At 61.9% G+C, this 17,884-nt stretch carries 16 protein-coding genes (1 of these 16 running past the window's edge); 9 read left to right on the forward strand and 7 right to left on the reverse strand.

Annotated elements, in window-relative coordinates; translation table 11 throughout:
* Positions 1-18: 18 nt before the first annotated feature.
* The 4 genes from J5289_RS17125 to J5289_RS17140 all read right to left on the reverse strand — a co-directional run bounded on the left by J5289_RS17125 (position 19) and on the right by J5289_RS17140 (position 2,848).
* The gene (locus J5289_RS17125; protein ID WP_209185015.1) at positions 19-945 is read right to left on the reverse strand and encodes a bestrophin family protein; all 927 of its coding nucleotides are present in this window, start codon (positions 943-945) and stop codon (positions 19-21) included.
* 249 nt (positions 946-1,194) lie between these two features.
* Positions 1,195-1,932 carry a peptide-methionine (S)-S-oxide reductase MsrA gene (gene msrA, locus J5289_RS17130; protein ID WP_209185016.1) on the reverse strand — a complete coding sequence of 246 codons (738 nt, stop codon included), beginning with the start codon at positions 1,930-1,932 and terminating at the stop codon, positions 1,195-1,197.
* Between the two features lie 87 nt (positions 1,933-2,019).
* Positions 2,020-2,514 carry a peptide-methionine (R)-S-oxide reductase MsrB gene (msrB, locus tag J5289_RS17135; RefSeq protein WP_209185017.1) on the reverse strand — a complete coding sequence of 165 codons (495 nt, stop codon included), beginning with the start codon at positions 2,512-2,514 and terminating at the stop codon, positions 2,020-2,022.
* Between the two features lie 124 nt (positions 2,515-2,638).
* Positions 2,639-2,848 (reverse strand): SlyX family protein, encoded by a 210-nt coding sequence (locus J5289_RS17140; protein ID WP_209185018.1) that lies wholly within the window; start codon positions 2,846-2,848, stop codon positions 2,639-2,641.
* 159 nt (positions 2,849-3,007) lie between these two features.
* Between J5289_RS17140 and J5289_RS17145 the strand changes: the two genes are divergently transcribed.
* The 6 genes from J5289_RS17145 (at position 3,008) to J5289_RS17170 (ending at position 10,608) form a co-directional block, all read left to right on the forward strand.
* Positions 3,008-5,365, forward strand: a complete 2,358-nt coding sequence (locus tag J5289_RS17145; protein ID WP_209185019.1) for an FdhF/YdeP family oxidoreductase — start codon at positions 3,008-3,010, stop codon at positions 5,363-5,365.
* Positions 5,366-5,567: 202 nt separating this feature from the next.
* Positions 5,568-6,404, forward strand: coding sequence for a metallophosphoesterase (locus J5289_RS17150; protein ID WP_209185020.1), 837 nt, complete (start codon positions 5,568-5,570; stop codon positions 6,402-6,404).
* Positions 6,401-7,564, forward strand: a complete 1,164-nt coding sequence (locus tag J5289_RS17155) for an ABC transporter ATP-binding protein (protein WP_209185021.1) — start codon at positions 6,401-6,403, stop codon at positions 7,562-7,564. The genes J5289_RS17150 and J5289_RS17155 overlap by 4 nt, the downstream gene beginning before the upstream one ends.
* Complete coding sequence (locus J5289_RS17160; RefSeq protein ID WP_209206441.1) at positions 7,557-8,483, forward strand: carbohydrate ABC transporter permease; 927 nt, start codon at positions 7,557-7,559, stop codon at positions 8,481-8,483. The genes J5289_RS17155 and J5289_RS17160 overlap by 8 nt, the downstream gene beginning before the upstream one ends.
* Entirely contained in the window at positions 8,480-9,316 is an 837-nt protein-coding gene (locus tag J5289_RS17165; RefSeq protein WP_209185023.1) for a carbohydrate ABC transporter permease, read from the forward strand. Before J5289_RS17160 ends, J5289_RS17165 begins: the two co-directional genes overlap by 4 nt.
* A gap of 26 nt (positions 9,317-9,342) precedes the next feature.
* The gene (locus J5289_RS17170) at positions 9,343-10,608 is read left to right on the forward strand and encodes an ABC transporter substrate-binding protein (RefSeq protein ID WP_209185024.1); all 1,266 of its coding nucleotides are present in this window, start codon (positions 9,343-9,345) and stop codon (positions 10,606-10,608) included.
* Positions 10,609-10,806: 198 nt separating this feature from the next.
* On the opposite strand, the gene J5289_RS17175 is transcribed toward J5289_RS17170, so the two are convergent.
* Positions 10,807-11,289 carry a hypothetical protein gene (locus tag J5289_RS17175; protein ID WP_209185025.1) on the reverse strand — a complete coding sequence of 161 codons (483 nt, stop codon included), beginning with the start codon at positions 11,287-11,289 and terminating at the stop codon, positions 10,807-10,809.
* Between the two features lie 498 nt (positions 11,290-11,787).
* Positions 11,788-13,374 carry an aldehyde dehydrogenase (NADP(+)) gene (locus tag J5289_RS17180; protein ID WP_209185026.1) on the reverse strand — a complete coding sequence of 529 codons (1,587 nt, stop codon included), beginning with the start codon at positions 13,372-13,374 and terminating at the stop codon, positions 11,788-11,790.
* Between the two features lie 240 nt (positions 13,375-13,614).
* On the opposite strand from J5289_RS17180, the gene J5289_RS17185 reads away from it, so the two are divergent.
* The gene (locus J5289_RS17185) at positions 13,615-15,120 is read left to right on the forward strand and encodes a cyclic nucleotide-binding domain-containing protein (protein ID WP_209185027.1); all 1,506 of its coding nucleotides are present in this window, start codon (positions 13,615-13,617) and stop codon (positions 15,118-15,120) included.
* A 178-nt stretch (positions 15,121-15,298) separates the two neighbouring features.
* Here J5289_RS17185 and J5289_RS17190 read toward each other — a convergent pair whose 3' ends face one another.
* Complete coding sequence (locus tag J5289_RS17190) at positions 15,299-15,808, reverse strand: Dps family protein (RefSeq protein WP_209185028.1); 510 nt, start codon at positions 15,806-15,808, stop codon at positions 15,299-15,301.
* A 318-nt stretch (positions 15,809-16,126) separates the two neighbouring features.
* Here J5289_RS17190 and zwf point away from each other — a divergent pair, with 318 nt between their 5' ends.
* Together zwf and J5289_RS17200 are read left to right on the forward strand one after the other, a co-directional pair.
* Entirely contained in the window at positions 16,127-17,719 is a 1,593-nt protein-coding gene (zwf, locus tag J5289_RS17195) for a glucose-6-phosphate dehydrogenase (RefSeq protein WP_247749811.1), read from the forward strand.
* A gap of 128 nt (positions 17,720-17,847) precedes the next feature.
* Positions 17,848-17,884 carry the 5' portion of a hypothetical protein gene (locus J5289_RS17200; RefSeq protein WP_209185029.1) on the forward strand. The gene runs 110 nt beyond the window's last position, so 37 of the gene's 147 nt are visible here — the first part of the coding sequence; it begins with the start codon at positions 17,848-17,850; the stop codon falls past the right edge of the window.

Below are 17,884 nucleotides of genomic sequence, written 5' to 3' on the forward strand. Positions count from 1 at the left end.
AAAAAATCGCAATGCGGCCTACATCAGGACGAAATTGGTGGGCGTCGGCAGCGGGGGCAGATCCGTCTCGCCCATGGCTTCGCGCAGATTATGCTCGATAGCATCGGCAAGCGCACCGATAGGCAAAGCATTTGCCTCCTTGCTGAACGGATTTTCGAGCTCGTCACCGAGCGCATCCAGACCGAAGAAGGTGTAGGCGATGACCGCCGCCGCAAACGGCGTTCCCCAGCCGAGCACGTCGACCGAACCGAACGGCATGAGGAAGCAGAACAGATAGGCCGTGCGATGAACCAGCAGCGTGTAGGCAAACGGCAACGGCGTGTTTCGGATGCGCTCGCAGGTCGCCGGCACGATTGCCATGTCGGTGATTGTCCTGTCGAGCATCTGGTACTGGATATCTGTTATCCGGTCGCTCGCCCGCATTCTTGCCAGATCGGCCGACATCAGCCGCATCAGCATTTCAGGCCTGTTCGATGCAGCGTGATAGAGGGGCTGGACATCGTCCGGCAATAGCCGCTCGACCTTGCTCTGGTCGCCGTCCGGCCGAAGATGCTGGACAAGCGCATGCGGCATGGCCATGGCCAGCGTCAGCAGGCTGCGCCTGACCTGCCGCCCCTCCTCGCCGTGCATAGCTTCCAGCAGCATGGTCTGGCGCGAAAACGTCCTTGCCGCGTAGACCAGTTGTCCCCAGCTGTGTCGGGCCTCCCACCAGCGCTGGTAGCAGGCATTGTTGCGGAAAGACAGAAACACCGAAAGCGCCGTGCCGAGCACGGCGAAGGGCACACCGCTGACCGACAGGATCATGCCCGGGCGCTCGTGATGGCCCCAGGTGATGAGGCAGGACATAACGAAAATCACGATGATCTGCGGCAGAATGCGGGGAACGATCGATCCGCGCATGATGAAGAATAGCGGGAGTAGCCCCGGGCGCTCGCGGACGATCATGCTGGATGCTCTGTTGTATCTGCCTGTGGCACCACCCTTACCGGATAACGATAGGCTGCCTAACTGATATTGGCACAAACGATGCACTGGGGGCATGCGCCCATTTGTCGCCTCGCACCAGAGGGACGCCGACCGAGTGAGATATCGGATATACGCTATGCCTCGGATAAATATCCGCCGCCCTTGCGCCAGACCTCAGGAGTGCCAACCGCTCCGTCAGGTCGCGCCTGACGGAGCGGTAGTCGTCGATCAGTTGCTGGCGGTCACGAGTACCGGTTCGGCGCGATAATCCTTGGGGAATAGGCGCTTCAGGTCGTCGATTTTCGGCATGTCGTTAATCGCGATATAGGGATAGGTCGGATGGGTCGTCAGGAAATTCTGATGATAGGTCTCGGCCGGATAGAAGCTCTTCCCAGGCTCTATCTTCGTGACGACAGCCTCGCCGAAGACGTGCGCCTTGTTCAGTTGCTCGATATAGGCCTTGGCGACTCGCGCCTGTTCAGGCGTGGTCGGAAAGATTGCCGAACGGTATTGGGTGCCGCTGTCCGGCCCTTGGCGGTTCAATTCCGTGGGATCGTGTGCGACGGAGAAGTAGATCTGCAGCAGATGGCCAAGGCTGATCTTGTGTGGATCGAACACCACCTTCACGGTCTCGGCATGGCCCGTGCTGCCGGTGCTGACAGTCTCGTATTCAGCAGTATTCTTCGCGCCGCCGGCATAGCCGGACACAGCGCTGACCACGCCGTCGACATGCTGGAAGACGCCCTGCACGCCCCAGAAACAACCCCCGGCAAGCGCGATTGTCTCGGTGCCGGAACCCGGCGCCTCGTCGACAGTGGCTTTCGGAATCTCGCGGGCTTCGCCGGCCTGGGAAGGTGTGAAATGCAGCACAGTGCCGCCGACCAGAAGGACCGCAACAGCGGTGCCGGCCCGTCGGCCATAGTGGGACAAGGCTTCGCGCATGGAATATTTCAAAGGCATGGTCATGGAAGATCTCCCGTCAACCGGAGGTGAATGCGTAGGTCTGAAGTCTAAGCCCAAATGCTGGGCAGAATTGGCGTTTCAGCAGGTGCGTCACGCAGATGACGCCTGGAACGTCATGGCCATGCCGTTCATACAGTAGCGAAGGCCGGTCGGCTTGGGCCCGTCGTTGAAGACATGGCCGATATGGCTGCCGCAACGGGCACAATGCACGGCGTTGCGAACCATGCCGTAGGACGTATCCTTGACAGTCCCGACGGCCTTCGGCAGCGGCTGCCAGAAACTCGGCCAGCCCGTGCCGCTCTCGAACTTGGTTTCCGAGGAAAACAGCGGCGATGCGCAGCCGGCACAGGCGAACCGTCCCTTGCGGTGTTCTTCGAGCAGCGGGCTGGTAAACGGGCGTTCCGTACCCTCGTTGCGCAGAACCTCGTATTGGTCTGCGGTCAAAAGCTTGTGCCATTCCGCATCGGTATGGGTCAGGGGAAACGTCGCGGCAGCCGCAGTTGCCGGCGATCCGTTCCAGTTGCGCGCGGAAAACACCGCCGCACCGGTCGCCACAGTCATCAGCAATGCGCGTCTCGTCTGCATTCCGGTCCTCCCGGTTTTATTCATCATACAGCAGATACGAACGCGGCCGTCGTTTTGTTACACAAAGCCGCGTGAGACACAGAAATGTTACCGCTATCCAGGCGCGGCCCCGGCAATACGGGGATCAGTAGTGCGGCGGTTTTGCGTTGGCCGGTGCGTCGGCAGTTTCTTCCTCGAGCGTCATGAAACGCTCGACCAGACGTTCGAGCTTGTAGCGGGTTTCCTCGACCACCTTCCACTGCGCCGTCAGCTGGTCGGAGAGTTCGTCGATGGTTTTTGCCTGATAGGCGACAACTTCCTCAAGCTGGGTAATGCGGCTTTCCTGGTCGGACATCTCGGCTTCCTTTCGATCGTGCCATTGTCGCGACACACCAGCTTTCGGCCCGGTTGGCAAGAGCAGCTCAAATCTTGCGCGGGAGGCCCGCCACCTCGGTGGAACTGATCGCCTCGAGGCAAGTTACGAAACGCGGCCTTGTGCAAGCGGGAGACGATAATGTCCGACACTCCGAAAATCGAACAGAACGATGCTCCGGCCGGCGGGTGGGGATCAGTCAGATCGCTGGCCCATCAGGCGCGGGAAAACGGCCAGCCGCTCAGCGTCGTCGCCGGTCTCGCCAAGCAGAACAAAACCGATGGCTTTGCCTGCGTCAGCTGCGCCTGGGCAAAGCCCGCCAAGCCGCACACGGCCGAGTTCTGCGAGAACGGCGCCAAGGCGACATTCTGGGAACTGGCCGCCGCGCGCGCCGACGCGGATTTCTTCGCGCAGCACACGGTTACCGAACTGCGCGACTGGAGCGACTACGATCTCGAAAATGCCGGCCGGCTGATGCAGCCGATGCGCTACGATGCCGCGAGCGACCGCTATGTTCCCGTCTCATGGGACGACGCCTTTGAGGCGATCGGCCGCGAACTGAAGGCAATCCGTGCAGTCGACCCCAACAAGGTCGTGTTCTACGCCTCCGGCCGGGCCTCGCTGGAAACGTCTTACATGTATCAGCTCATGGCCCGGGTCTACGGCACAAACAACCTGCCTGACAGCTCCAATATGTGCCACGAATCCACCTCTGTCGCACTTCCTGAGAGCATCGGGATTCCCGTCGGGACGGTGCGGCTGGACGACTTCGAGACGGCGGAAGCGTTCTTTTTCTTCGGCCACAACACCGGCTCCAATGCGCCGCGCATGCTGCACCAGCTGCAGGAAGCAGTAAAGCGCGGCGCCGAGATCGTCACCTTCAATCCGCTGAAGGAACGTGGCCTCGAGCGGTTCGTCAATCCGCAAAGCCCGCTCCAGATGGCCACCAACCATGCCACTGAGATCAGCAGCCAGTATCACCAGGTCAAGGCCGGTGGGGACATTGCCGCTATAGCCGGCATCTGCAAGGCACTGCTGGCAACCGACGACGCCGACCTCGCATCCGGCGGTAACGGCGTCCTCGACCGCGAATTTCTGGCAGAACACACCCACGGCGCCGAAGAGTTCATCGATTATGTCAGGTCTCAGGACTGGGACGTCCTCGTTCGGGAATCAGGCCTGCCGATTGCCGCAATGGTCCAGGCGGCGGATACCTATAGTCGCGCCAAATCCGTGATCGGCATCTATGGCATGGGACTGACCCAGCACAAGCTCGGCGTCCAGGCGGTCCAGATGCTGGTCAACCTGCTTCTGCTGCGCGGCAATATCGGCCGGCCCGGCGCCGGCATCTGCCCCGTGCGCGGCCACTCGAATGTTCAGGGCCAGCGCACGGTCGGCATTTCGGAAAAGACCAAGCTGGTTCCGCTGGACAGGCTGAAGGAACTCTACCACTTTGAGCCGCCTTACGAGGATGGCCTGACAACCGTTGATGCTTGCCAGGCAATCATCAAGGGCGATGTCGAAGGCTTCATCGGGCTCGGTGGTAATTTCCTTCGCGCCGTGCCGGAACGGGAATTGATGGAGGAGCGCTGGCCGGCCATGCGCCTGACAGTGCAGATCGCCACACGGCTCAACCGTGGCCAGCTGTTCAACGGCAGCGTCTCCTACCTCCTGCCGTGCCTCGGCAGAACCGAAATCGACGAGCAGGCAAGCGGTCCGCAGGCCGTCAGCGTCGAGGACAGCACGTCTTGCATCCACGGCTCCAGAGGTTTTCACGCTCCCGCAGGCCCCGGGCTTTATTCCGAGACGAAAATCGTTGCCGGGATTGCCAAGGCCACCCTTCCCGAAAATCCAGACATCCCATGGGACGCCTGGGTCGATGATTACGGCAAGGTGCGCGACGCAATAGAGGCGACCTACCCGAAGATATTCAAGGATTTCAACAAGCGGCTGTTTACCCCCGGCGGCTTTGAAAAACCGCTCGCCGCCCGCGAGCGCGACTGGCAGACGGACACGGGCAAGGCAAATTTCAAGGTGCCGACCGCACTGTCGGCAAGTTTCGCGGAAGACCACGCCGACATCTTCCGGCTCATGACGCTACGCAGCAACGACCAGTTCAACACCACCGTCTATGGCTATAGCGATCGCTTTCGCGGGGTCGAGGGCACACGCATGGTAGTCTTCCTCAACACAGCGGACATGCAGAGGTTCGGCATCGCCAAGGACGACAGTGTGTCGTTGGTCACCGCTACCGATGACAATATCGTCCGCCGGCTGGATGGCCTGCGCGCCGTCCCATACAGCATCCCTGAAGGGTGCTGCGGCGCGTATTATCCTGAGTGCAACTCCTTGATACCGCTTTGGCAACATGCCGAAAAGAGCAAGGTGCCCGCCGCCAAATCCGTCCCGGTGTACATCGTGAAGGACGGAAGCAAGCTCGCGCCGATGCCAGTTTACAGCCGGATTGATGCCAGTCAGCCGGTCGGCATCGAGACCTGACAGCGAGCGATCCGAGCTTCCCGAAACGCGATCCGGGAGCCACTCGCACGACATTTCGCGACAACCCGGCGAAACTTTAAATGGCCGTGCGGCTGTTATTCAACTGACATGAGCGAGCACTAGAGAGAGCGGCAAGAAGCGCCGGCCTCCTCTGGAGCGCCGCTCACCGAAGGCGCTTCCATCTTTATTTCGGAGACGCCGCATGAAAATCATCCAGATTACCGACACCCATGTCAGCCCCGGAAAGCCGCATTTCAACGGCAACTGGGAACCACTGGCACGCTGGATCAACGACAGCGGCGCCGATCTCGTCATCCACACCGGCGACCTCAGCGTCGACGGCGCCGACAAGGACGAGGACCTCGTCTTCTCGATGGATCTGATGCGGCAGGTCGCCGTGCCGATGCTGATTGTCCCCGGCAATCATGATGTCGGCCATCTCCCTGGTTCGGCCCAGCCCGTCAATGCCGAGCGGCTGGCCCGCTGGCGGCGCCTCGTCGGCCCCGACCGCTGGGTTGAAGATCGAGGCAATTGGCGTCTGATCGGCCTCAACAGCCAGTTGATGGGCTTTGAGGATGGCGAGGACGAAGCCCAGTTCGAATGGCTGCAAACAACGCTTGCCAGCCGGGGCGACCGCCGCGTCGCGATCTTCGCCCACAAGCCGCTCTTCGTCGACACGCCGGACGAGGGCGACACCGGCTACTGGAGCGTCCGGCCGACCCCGCGTCAGCGCCTCTACGATCTGATTGCCGCCCATGATGTTGCGCTGTTTGGCAGCGGTCACCTGCACTGGGCCTGGAAGGGCGGCTTCAGCACTACCGCCACCGTCTGGGCACCGCCCGCCGCCTTCATCCTCGACAAGATGGAACGGGAAATGCCTGGCGAACGCTTTGTCGGCGCCGCTATCCACACGTTTGCCGATGACGTCACCACCGAGCTTGTCGCGGTTCCCGGCATGACCGCCTATTTCCTCGACGATGTCGTCGAGGAGGTTTATCCCCAGGCAGCCCACAAGGTCGTCCGGGATGCGGCCCAATGAGCGCGCTCTCCCTTTCTGGCATAACCAAATCCTTCGGTGACACCGCCATTCTCAAGGGCGTCAGCCTCGAGGTCGAGCCGGGCGAGTTCATCGCGCTGGTAGGCCCTTCCGGCTGCGGCAAGAGTACGCTGCTGCGCATCCTCGCAGGCCTCGATCATGCCGATAGCGGCGAGATCGTCATCGGCGGCAAGGAAATGTCCGGGACGGCGGCGGCCGACCGCAACATTGCGATGGTCTTCCAGTCCTACGCCCTCTATCCGCACCTGACCGCTGGCCAGAACATCGCGGTGCCGCTCGCCATGCGCCGGCTGTCTCGCAGCCAGCGCCTGCCCCTCATCGGCAACTTGATGCCCGGCCAGCGCAGCACCCGCAAGACGATCCAGGGCGACGTCGCCGAAATGGCGCGTTCGCTGAAGATCGACCACCTGCTCGATCGCAAGCCCGGCCAGATGTCCGGCGGCCAAAGGCAACGCGTCGCGCTGGCCCGTGCCATGGTCCGCCAGCCGAGCGTCTTCCTGATGGATGAGCCGCTGTCCAACCTCGACGCCAACCTGCGCGTCCATGCCCGCGGCGAGATCGTCGATCTCCACCGTCGCGCCGGTGTGCCGACGGTCTACGTCACCCACGACCAGGCCGAGGCCCTGTCTATGGCCGACCGCGTCGCCGTCATGATCGGCGGCAACTTGCTGCAGCTTGCCACGCCGCAGGTCATCTATGACGACCCGGCCCATGTCGATGTTGCCCGCTTCGTCGGCCAGCCACGCATCAACCTGGTTCCGGCGCTGGCCGAGAACGGCATCGTCTCGTTCGGCGGCATCCGCATGACGCTCGCCGACAGCCACGTCGATGGCACCGACGTCACCATCGGCATTCGCCCCGAGTTCGTGCGCCTGTCGGACGTCGGCAAGGATGCGCTTTCCGCCCGTGTCGAGCGCGTCGAATTCCTCGGCTCCGAGGTCATCGTCTACTGCAAGCTCGACGCCATCGGTGAAATCATGATCGCCAAGCTGACGCCGGCCGAAGCATCCGGCATTGCCGTCGGCAAGCCGGTGGGAATGATCCTCTCACCCGACCGGGCAATGGTCTTTGCTGCTAATGGAAAACGCCTCGCCGCCGCTCACGTCAGCGTCGACGCAGTGCGGGAGCACGCCCATGGCTAGCATCGCCTTCGACGCCGTTCCCGCAAAGAGGACGGCCGACATTCACGCCCGCAGCGAAGCGCGCACCGCCTGGCTGCTCGCCTCGCCGGCCATCGTCTTGATGGTAGTCTTCGTGCTCTTGCCGGTGATTGCCGTCATCGGTCTCGGCTTTACCAATTTCGAACTCGGCATCGACAAGTTCCGCTTCGTCGGCCTGGACAACTACGCCCACCTCTTCAGCGACCGTACCTTCAAGAAGTCGTTGTGGAATACGACGGTCTACACGGCCATCGTCGCGCCGGTCTCCATCATCCTCGGCCTTGGCGTAGCGCTACTGATCGAGAGCGAGACGACGGCGCGCAGTTTCTTCCGCACCGCCTATTTCCTGCCGGTCGCCTCGCTGATCGTCGCCATGGCGACCGTCTGGCAATATCTGTTCCACCCGACCATCGGCCCCATCAACGCCATGCTGGCCATGGTCGGCCTTCCCGGCCCGAACTGGCTGGGCTCTGCCGGCACCGTGCTCTACAGCCTGTCGATCATCGGGGTCTGGCAATCGGTCGGCTTCAACATGGTGCTGTTCCTAGCTGGTCTCACCGCCATCCCGCGCGAGCTCTATGCCGCTGCCGAAGTCGACGGCGCACGCTCGGCGATCGATCGGTTCCGGCTTGTCACCTGGCCGATGCTGGCGCCGACGACGCTGTTCGTCACCACCATCAGCATCATCAATGCCGTCAAGGTGTTCGAGACGGTCCAGACGTTGACAGAAGGCGGCCCAAACCGGGCGTCGGAAGTCCTGCTCTTCACCATCTATCACGAAGGTTTCGTCTACCTGCATGTCGGCTATGCGTCGGCAATGACCGTCGTCTTCCTCGTCATCCTGATGGTGCTCACCTTCCTGCAGTACAACGTCCTCGACAAGCGGGTGCAATACTCATGAGCACAGCCACCTTTTCAACGGGCCGCGCCATCCGCCTGACCGTGCTGTCGCTCGGTGCGCTGGTCTTCCTATCTCCCTACATCTTCATGCTGTCGGCGGCCGGCAAGACGCAGAGCGAGATCTTCACCTCGGCGCTGTCGTTGATACCGCAGACCTTCTATTACGTCGCCAACTTCACCAAGGCGTTCAGCCGGGTGCCGATGGGCACGCTGTTGTGGAACGGCGTTCTCGTCTGCGGCCTGATCTTCTTTTTCCAGGTCATCGTCGCAATCCCCTGCGCCTACGCCATGGCCAAACTCAAGTTCCGCGCTGCAAAACTGATGATGGCGATGGTCATGCTCGGGCTGCTGGTGCCAATCCACGCGACGGCACTGCCGCTCTACGTCGCCTTCGACAGCGCCTCGCTGCTCAACAGCTACACCGCGCTCGTGGCGCCGTTCTCGATCTCGGTCTTTGCGATCTTCATGTTCCTGCAATTCTTCCGCGCCATGCCGGACGACCTGATCCATGCGGCCCGCCTCGACGGCATGTCGGAAATCGGCATCGTCGCCCGCGTCATCGTGCCGAATGCCTGGCCTGCCGTCACCGCCTTCGCGATCTTCTCGGTGGTTGCCCACTGGAACGATCTCTACTGGCCGCTGATCGTCATCAGCAAGCAGGGCTTTGCCACGCCGCCGCTCGGGCTGATGTATTTCCGCGCCGCCGAAGCCGGCGACGACTACGGCGCGCTGATGGCCGCCACCATGGTCATAACCCTTCCCCTCGTTGCCGCCTTCCTGCTCGCGCAAAAGCGCTTCGTCGAGGGAATTACCATGACCGGTCTCAAAGGCTGACCGGTCGTCAAACAGGAGAACGCTCGATGAAATATTTCACCAAGCTCGTTGCCGCCGCTGCCATCGCGATGGCCGTGTCGGTGCCGGCCTATGCCGAAACCACGCTGACGGTGCATTACCCGATGCCCGGCTTCTTCAAGGACGTGATGGACACGATCTCGAAGAAGTTCATGGAAGAAAACCCTGATATCAAGATCCAGTTTGCCAGCCCGTCGGCCACCTACGAAGACGGCATCCAGACGATCCTGCGCCAGGCCGGTACTGACGCCATGCCCGATGTCACCTTCATCGGCCTCAACAGGCTCCGGATGATCTCCGAGCGCAACGTTGCCCTCGACCTCGGACCGCTGATCAAGAAGGACGGCAACATGGCCGAGGAAGGCTTCTCGGACACGATCCTGAAGCTCGCCCAGGTCAACGGCAAACAGCTCGGTCTCGCCTTCGCCACCTCAACCCCGATCATGTACTACAATGCCGATCTGGTGAAGGCTGCCGGCGGTAATCCCGACGTCCCGCCGACCACCTGGGACGAAGTCATTGCTCTCGGCGGCAAGATCAAGGCGCTCGGCAACGGCGTCGATGGTATCGATTTCCGCTGGCAGGGCGACGACTGGATGTTCTCCGCACTGCTGTTCGGCAACGGCGGCACGATGCTGAATGCCGACGAGACCAAGGTCGCATTCAACGGTCCTGAAGGCCTGAAGGCTGCCGAAACCCTGCAGCGCATGGTCAAGGAAGGCGGCCTCCCCGTCTTCACCAAGTCCGCCGGAGAACAGGCCTTCGCCGCTGGCAAGGTCGGCTTCGAGTTCCAGACGACAGGCGCTCTGCGCAATACTATCAAGAATGTCGGCACCAAGTTCGACCTGCGTACCGCCAAGCTGCCTTTGCTCGATCCGGCCAAGGGCCACCTGCCGACCGGCGGCAACGCTGTTGTCATTCTTGCCAAGGACCCGGTCAAGCAGGAAGCCGCCTGGAAGTTCGCCAAGTTCGCCGCCGGCCCCTATGGCGCCTCGGTCGTCGTCCCCGGTACCGGCTATGTCCCGAACAACGAACTCGCCGCCAAGTCCGACAAGTATCTCGGCCAGTTCTACAAGCAGAACCCGCTGTTCCAGGCCGGCCTCAACCAGATGTCGTTGATGATCCCATGGTACGCCTTCCCCGGCTCCAACGGCGTCAAGGTCACCCAGACCATCGTCGATAACCTGTCGCGCATCGTCGACGGTTCGGCCGAACCCAAGGAAGCCCTCGACGACGCAGCCGCCGACGTCGAAGGCATGCTGCCTCGCAGCTAAGCCAGACAGGCTATGGCATGATTAGCGCCGTCTTCCGAAAGGGAGGCGGCGTTTTGCTGGGACCAAGCTGGCTTCGGAGACTGCTGCCTCTACCCGCGGCGCTCCCATCTCTCAAACGGTATGAGACCGCAAAGCACAAGAGACAGAGCCGGCACGAGCGGCAGAATTCATGACGTCGACGAACCGGACGTTGGTATCTTATTTGCGAGCTGTGTAGCTGACCGACAAGAGATCACCGGTCTGGCTGAGTTCGACAACATCCCCCGCTCGCTCCCAGTCGGCGATTAGACCGAGCTCGAATTTGTCGAGCTTGGAGGGCTTGCCGAAATGGGAAAAAAAGGCGCTGAGCAGCGCTGCTCCGTCACCTGGTGCATAAAGCGAGCACGTTCGGGTTGAAACCGGTCCTGTCGAAGTCCAGAACGAGAGGAGGCCGTCGCTATCTTTTGCGCCGCGCCGCCAACCGACAACGTCGACCGATCCGCCGTTGTAGTTCTCGAAGCTCTTCTTCCAAGCCTTGTCCTCCACCGGTTGCCATCCCAACACATCACCTTTCTTCGAGGCCTCGACAACAGTTGAGGATTCGCAGATGTCGATGAGCTGATCGGAAGTGAGAGGCGTGGGTTGCTGTGCGGCCGAAACCGTTGCGGCGACAGCGACTATGAACGAAAGGGTTCTAAGCACACGAAACTCCGGACGGGACCATCTCGCAACGCACCTAGTGCAGACGCGCATCATGTCATAGACAGACAGAAAAATCAGATGGTCTCCTAAACAATGACCCGAGGTAGACCCGCCACGGTTTTGCGCAGGGAGGGACGCCGGCGCTCGTGACAAAAAAGCCCATTCACCGTGAGCCCAAGCGCTCACTACCGATGCGGACGCCGTCCAATGGATGCGGCGCCCCCCTCTGTCGACCTGGCCGACATCTCCCCCACAAGGGGGGAGATCAAGTCGCCGCGCCGGCTATCCGAAACAGTGACCTCAGGAATTCTGCGATGTCGAAGCCAGTGAGACAGGCAATGGCGCTCCAGCCAATCTCCCCCTTTGTGGGGGAGATGCCCGACATGGCAGAGGGGGGTGAAGCCCCAGAGACGATCTCGCCCGCAACCAGCCAAGCCCCAGAACAAAAAAGCCGCCGTCCTTTCAGACAGCGGCTTCATATTAACAGTGAGCCCAAGGTTACTTCCCGGCGCGCACGCCGTCGAGAAGGTGCGGCAGCGTCTTCACGCCGTCGTTGCTGAGTTCCGGCGGCAGCAGGCCGTCCGGGAGGTCCTGGTAGGAGACCGGGCGCAGGTAGCGGCGGATGGCCATGGTGCCGACCGAGGTGGTGCGGCTGTCCGAGGTGGCCGGGAACGGGCCGCCATGCACCATGGCATGGCTGACTTCGACGCCCGTTGGCCATCCATTGGCGAGAATGCGACCAACCTTGCGTTCGAGCACCGGCAGCAGCTTGCGCGCATCGTCATGGTCGGCGGGGTCGAGATGCAGCGTTGCCGTCAGCTGGCCTTCCAGCTTCTCGGCAATCGCCACCATCTGCGCCACGTCCTTGCAATGGACAAGCAGGCTGGCGGCACCGAAAACTTCGTTGCCGAGGCTTTCGTCTGCCATGAAGTGCTCGGCGTCGGTCTCGAAGAAGATCGCCGGGCTGCGGTTGGCGCCTTCGGCAGGCTTGCCCTGGGCGACCGTCTTGACGGCCTCGTTGCCGGCAAAGGCAGCGACGCCCTTGTCATAAGCAGCGTGGATGCCGGGGGTCAGCATCGGGGCAGGTACGCTTTCGGTAAGCGTACCGGTGGCAGCAGCGATGAAGGTGTCGAGGTCGGGGCCGTCGACCGCAAACATCAGGCCCGGGTTGGTGCAGAACTGGCCGGCACCCATGGTCAATGAGCCGACGAAAGCCTTGCCGAGCGCTTCAGCGCGGGCGGCAAGCGCTGCCGGGAACAGATAGACCGGGTTGACGCTGCTCATTTCGGCATAGACCGGGATAGGCTCGGGACGGGCAGCGGCAATGGCTGCAAGCGCCAGGCCACCGGCACGCGAACCGGTAAAGCCGACTGCCTTGATGTGCGGGTTCTTCACGAGCGCAGCACCGGTTTCATTGGCACCGGTGACCAGCGAGAACACGCCCTCCGGCAGGCCGCAGGAGGCAACGGCAGCGCGGATGGCGCGGCCGACCAGTTCGCCGGTACCGGGGTGGGCAAGGTGGCCCTTGACGACAACGGGGCAACCGGCGGCAAGCGCCGACGCCGTGTCACCGCCGGCGACCGAGAAGGCGAGCGGAAAGTTGCTGGCGCCGAATACGGCGACCGGGCCGAGCGGGATCTGGCGCAGGCGCAGGTCCGGGCGCGGCAACGGCTGGCGCTCAGGCAGGGCCGGATCGACGCGCAGGTCGAGCCACTCGCCGGCACGCACGACAGACGCGAAGAGACGCAGCTGGCCGACGGTGCGGCCACGCTCGCCGGTGAGGCGGGCGAGCGGCAGGCCGGTTTCGGCATGCGCACGCTCGAGCAGCTGGTCACCGATCTCGAGGATATTGGCGGCGATGGTTTCGAGGAAGACGGCGCGGGCCTCAAGGCTCACGGCGCGGTAGGCGTCGAGAGCCGCCGCTGCCAGATCGCAGGCACGATCGACATCGGCAACACTGGCGACGGCGAAGGCCGGTTCCAAGTTTTCGCCGGTGGCAGGATTGATGGCGCGCACGGTTCTATTGTCGCCGGTGGAATCGGCGCCGATCAGAAGGTCGCCCTTGATGTCGAATGCCTGGGTCATGAAATTTCCTCGAGTGTTTGGAGGACGCCGCGAAATGCGCCCGGAAGCCGGATATCAATATCGGATGACAGCTATAAGATGATGGCCCGCGCTGCAAGTTCAAGTCGCGCATCGGGGTAAGTCATCGTCAACGATCGCGTGGCGTCAGGGATGGAACTGTGCCGGCGTTCGTGCGACTGTAACGCCAGCTCAGCCTCGGCCGCGCACCTCGTTTCTTTCCGCGTAGACGATTGGTCCCTCATGACGTTCGAAGATATCGCCAATCCGGTCGTCCAGTTCTGTTTCGTCATGATCGTCGGTTTTGTTGTCAGCCGTATCCTGCTGCGCCGCCGGCAGGTCTGGCGTCTGGTTGCGCAGATCGCACTGTTCATCCTGCTGACAGTGGTGCTGCTCCACAACGACATCGTTCCCTATGAGAAAGCCGGACTGGAAACCTCGGTAACGCTGCGCATCTTTACGACCTTCGCCAAGATCGTCTGGTGGATCAATGGTGCCTGGACGCTGGTTGCCTTTGTCCGCGTGTTCCTGATCTTCGAGCGAAAGCCACGCGAGGGCCGGCTGCTGCAGGACCTCGTCGTCGGCGTCATCTATATGAGCGCCGGCCTTTCCATCGTCGCCGACGTCTTCGGTGTCCCCGTCGGCACGCTGCTCGCCACGTCGGGCGTATTTGCCATCATCCTCGGCCTCGCACTGCAGAGCACGCTGAACGACCTGTTTTCAGGCATCGCTCTCAACCTCGGCCGGCCCTATTCGGTCGGTGACTGGGTGGTGCTCGACGACGGGATGCAGGGAAAGGTGATCGAGACCAACTGGCGGGCCACCTATCTGTTGAACGGCACCAACGGCCTGATCGTCATTCCGAACAGCGCGCTGGCCAAGGCGCGGCTGACAAACCTGTCAAGCCCGGATGAACAGCACGGCGTCACCATCACAGTTCGCCTGGTGCCGACGACGGCCCCCAAGTTCATGGCAGAGGTCATGCGGAATGTCCTGCTCAGCAGCAATTCGATCCTCGCAAACCCGGCACCGTCGGTTTCCATAGATGCCCTGGACAGTCAGGCCGTACAGCTCGGCCTCTCCTTCAGCGTCAAGAACATCGCCATGACGACAACGGCCAAGAACGAGATCTTCGACCTGATCTACCGCCACGTCAAATCCTCCGGCTACAGGATGGCGCCGCCGGTGGGCAGCGGCATCTACGGCGATGCGGAGGCCTTGGCGGATACGGACAAAGTCCGCAAGATTAGCACTCCGCTCAGCCTGCTCAGCAATATCCCGCTGTTTGCGCCGTTGACATCGGAGGAAAAGGAGGCCCTTGCAGGCCAGATGACCCGGCGGACCTATCGCAAGGACACTGTCATCGCCGCCCAGGACAGCCAGCTTACGGCATTGATGATCGTGCGCACCGGCGTCGTCAGCATCACGCGCAGCGAGGACGGTCGCGAGATCGAGCTGACCCGGCTCGCGCCTGGCGACTGCTTCGGCGAAGGTGGCGTGCTGATGGGGGCAAACGAAGTCGGCAGCATCCGGGCGCTGACTTTCGTGGTCATCTACGAACTCGGCCAGGAACAACTGTCGCCCCTGCTGAAGGACAGGCCGATGATTGCCGAGGAGCTCGGCCAGATCATGTCGCAACGCATCGATGCTGAAAAACACCTGTTCGCCGGCAGCGGCGCCATCGGCAATGCACAGGGCGGTTCGCTCGCAACCCGCATCCGCAACCTGTTCCAGCTTCCGCACGATTGAAGCTTACGGAAGCAGCGCTGCCATCCAGTAGTTTGATGACGCGGAGACCTGTTAAAGAACAACGGAAAGATCTGCCTTACAGCCCTCTCAACGCAAACGCCCGGCTTCGTTGCCGGGCGCGCATATGTTTTACGGTAATCGGGAAGCGGCCAATCGCCGGCCGCCCGGATGCCCCTGATCAGTTTTGGCCGCGGGTAGCCTCGAACAGGAACCAGGCACGACGCTCGGCAAAATCCGTCCAGGTGTCGATGACGCCGCTGGTGGCGTTGTCCTTGGCGTCGTCGGCAAGTTCCTTGGCCTGGCGCAGCGCCTCGACCAGCGAGAGATTGTCGGCATGTAGCTCCTTCAGCATCGCAACCGGCCCAACGAACTCGGCATCGTTGTCCGATATCGACTGGTGACGCGCGATGTCGCCGACAGAACGTAGCGTGGTGGCGCCGATCTTGCGGACGCGCTCTGCGATGTCGTCGGTCGTGCCGATGATCTGGGCGGCCTGCTCGTCGAGCATCAGGTGATAATCGCGGAAATGCGGGCCCGACATATGCCAGTGGAAATTCTTGGTCTTCATATACAGCGCGAAGGTGTCCGCGAGGATACCGTTCAGCGCATCGGCGACCTTCGTCCTGTCGTTACGGCCGAGATCGGTGGGGGTTGCGAGAGCTGCTGAGGATGCACTGTTCTTGGTCATGATCTTCCTCTGATATTTTGGCGCGGACCATCGCCCGCATCGGTAAATCTGTCATGTTCTCATTCCCGGATATCTGTCGGCGGATTGCGCGAGGGCAAGTGCCGCCATGCCGCTTCTCATTCCGGGTGGACACGCCGATAAGCACGCGACGCGGCAAAAGGTTCCTTGACCTCGAGGCTATATCGTCTTGACCTCTGCCGCAACAATGCCAGCTTTACAACGCATGCCATGCAGGCGCCGGAAAGGCCTTGCAGGCCATTGACGAAACGATCACAACGAAACCGCCACCTCCGATTTCCAATCCCCAAGGAACTGCCGATGTCTGCAACTGCGCCCGAGATACTGGCCGCCAAGGCCGATGACACACGCACCACACCCGCGCCGGCTGATCCCTGCGCTATGGTCCTGTTCGGAGCCGGTGGCGACCTGACCCGCCGCCTGGTCATTCCGGCGCTCTATAACCTGCTGCTGTCGAAGACCCTACCGGACAAATTTGCCCTGATCGGCGTCGACCTCGCCGATGGCAACGTCGAGAGCTGGGCCAAACGCCTGCGCGAAATGCTCGAGACTTTCATAGGCAACCGCTCTTCCGACTTCGACATAACCGCCATCGACGAGGCCGCCTGGACGACGCTGGTGTCGAAAATGGTCTATATCCAGGGTGACCTGACCAAGCCGGACCTTTATGCCGAGATTGGCAAGGCGCTGGAAGCCGCCAAGTCCGGTCATGACACCCAAGGCAACGCCATCTTCTATCTGGCAGTCGCCGGCCAGTTTTTCGGAACCGTCATCGATCAGCTGGGTGCGGCCGGTCTCGTGACCCAATCTGACGGATCGGATGGCGGGGCGAAGTTCTGGAGACGGGTCGTCATCGAAAAGCCCTTCGGCCACGATCTCGCCTCTTCGCAGGCCCTGAACGCGCAGATTCTGAAGGTCCTGAAGGAGGATCAGATCTACCGCATCGACCATTTCCTCGGAAAGGAAACGGTGCAGAACATCATGGCCTTCCGCTTTGCCAATGGCTTCTTCGAGCGCATCTGGAACCGCGATGCCATCGAGCAGGTGCAAATCACCGTGACGGAGACAGTCGGGGTCGAAACGCGCGGCAAATTCTACGAAAACACCGGCGCCCTGCGCGACATGGTCCCGAACCATCTCTTTACCTTGCTGTCGATGGTGGCAATGGAGCCGCCGACCTCCTTCGACGCCGCCTCCATCCGTTCGAAAAAGGCGGAAGTGGTCGAAGCCATCCGTCCGTGCCAGCCATCGGAAGCCGTGCGCGGCCAGTATGACGCCGGTTCGGTGCTCGGCAAGACCGCAGTTCCGTACCGATCCGAGGCCAATGTCGATCCGGCTTCGCGCATCGAGACCTACGTCGCCATGCAGTTGTCCATCGACAATCCGCGCTGGGAAGGTGTGCCTTTCTATGTGCGCACCGGCAAGCACCTGACCGAACGGCGGACCGAGATCGCCATCTCCTTCAAGGCAGCCCCCGGCCAGCCGTTCCACAAGGAAGGCGAGGCCCCGCAGCCAAACTGGCTGGTGCTGCGCACAGCACCCGACGAAGGCATATTTCTTTCCCTGCAGGTCAAGCAGCCCGGCCCGGAAATGGCGCTTGCCAATGTCGGCATGCTGTTTCGCTACGACGACTGGTTCGCCGATTTCCCGAATGTCGGCTACGAAACGCTGATCTATGATGTGATGGTCGGCGACGCCACACTGTTCATGCGCGCCGACATGGTCGAGCAGGCCTGGCGGGTTGTCCAGCCGTTGCAGGACGCCTGGGCGAAGGAAGAACCGTCCTTCCCGAACTACGCCTCGGGCAGCGCCGGTCCGCAGGCATCCGACGATCTCCTCGCCCGCGCCGGCCACGCCTGGCGGACGCTAAAACCCTACGCTCCCAAGACCTGAACCAATCACCCGTAAACAAACCCGGGAGGCCGTACCGGCCTCCCCACGCCTACTCCATGAAACGATAATGCCCTCGAGGGAACGTTCCCTGCGGCAATCCGTTGTCCCGCAATTGGAAGGATGTGGCCATGGAATCCCGGTTTGCACAACGCCTGATGATGACCC

It is taken from the genome of Rhizobium sp. B230/85 (assembly GCF_019355735.1).
Taxonomy (GTDB): domain Bacteria; phylum Pseudomonadota; class Alphaproteobacteria; order Rhizobiales; family Rhizobiaceae; genus Rhizobium; species Rhizobium rhododendri.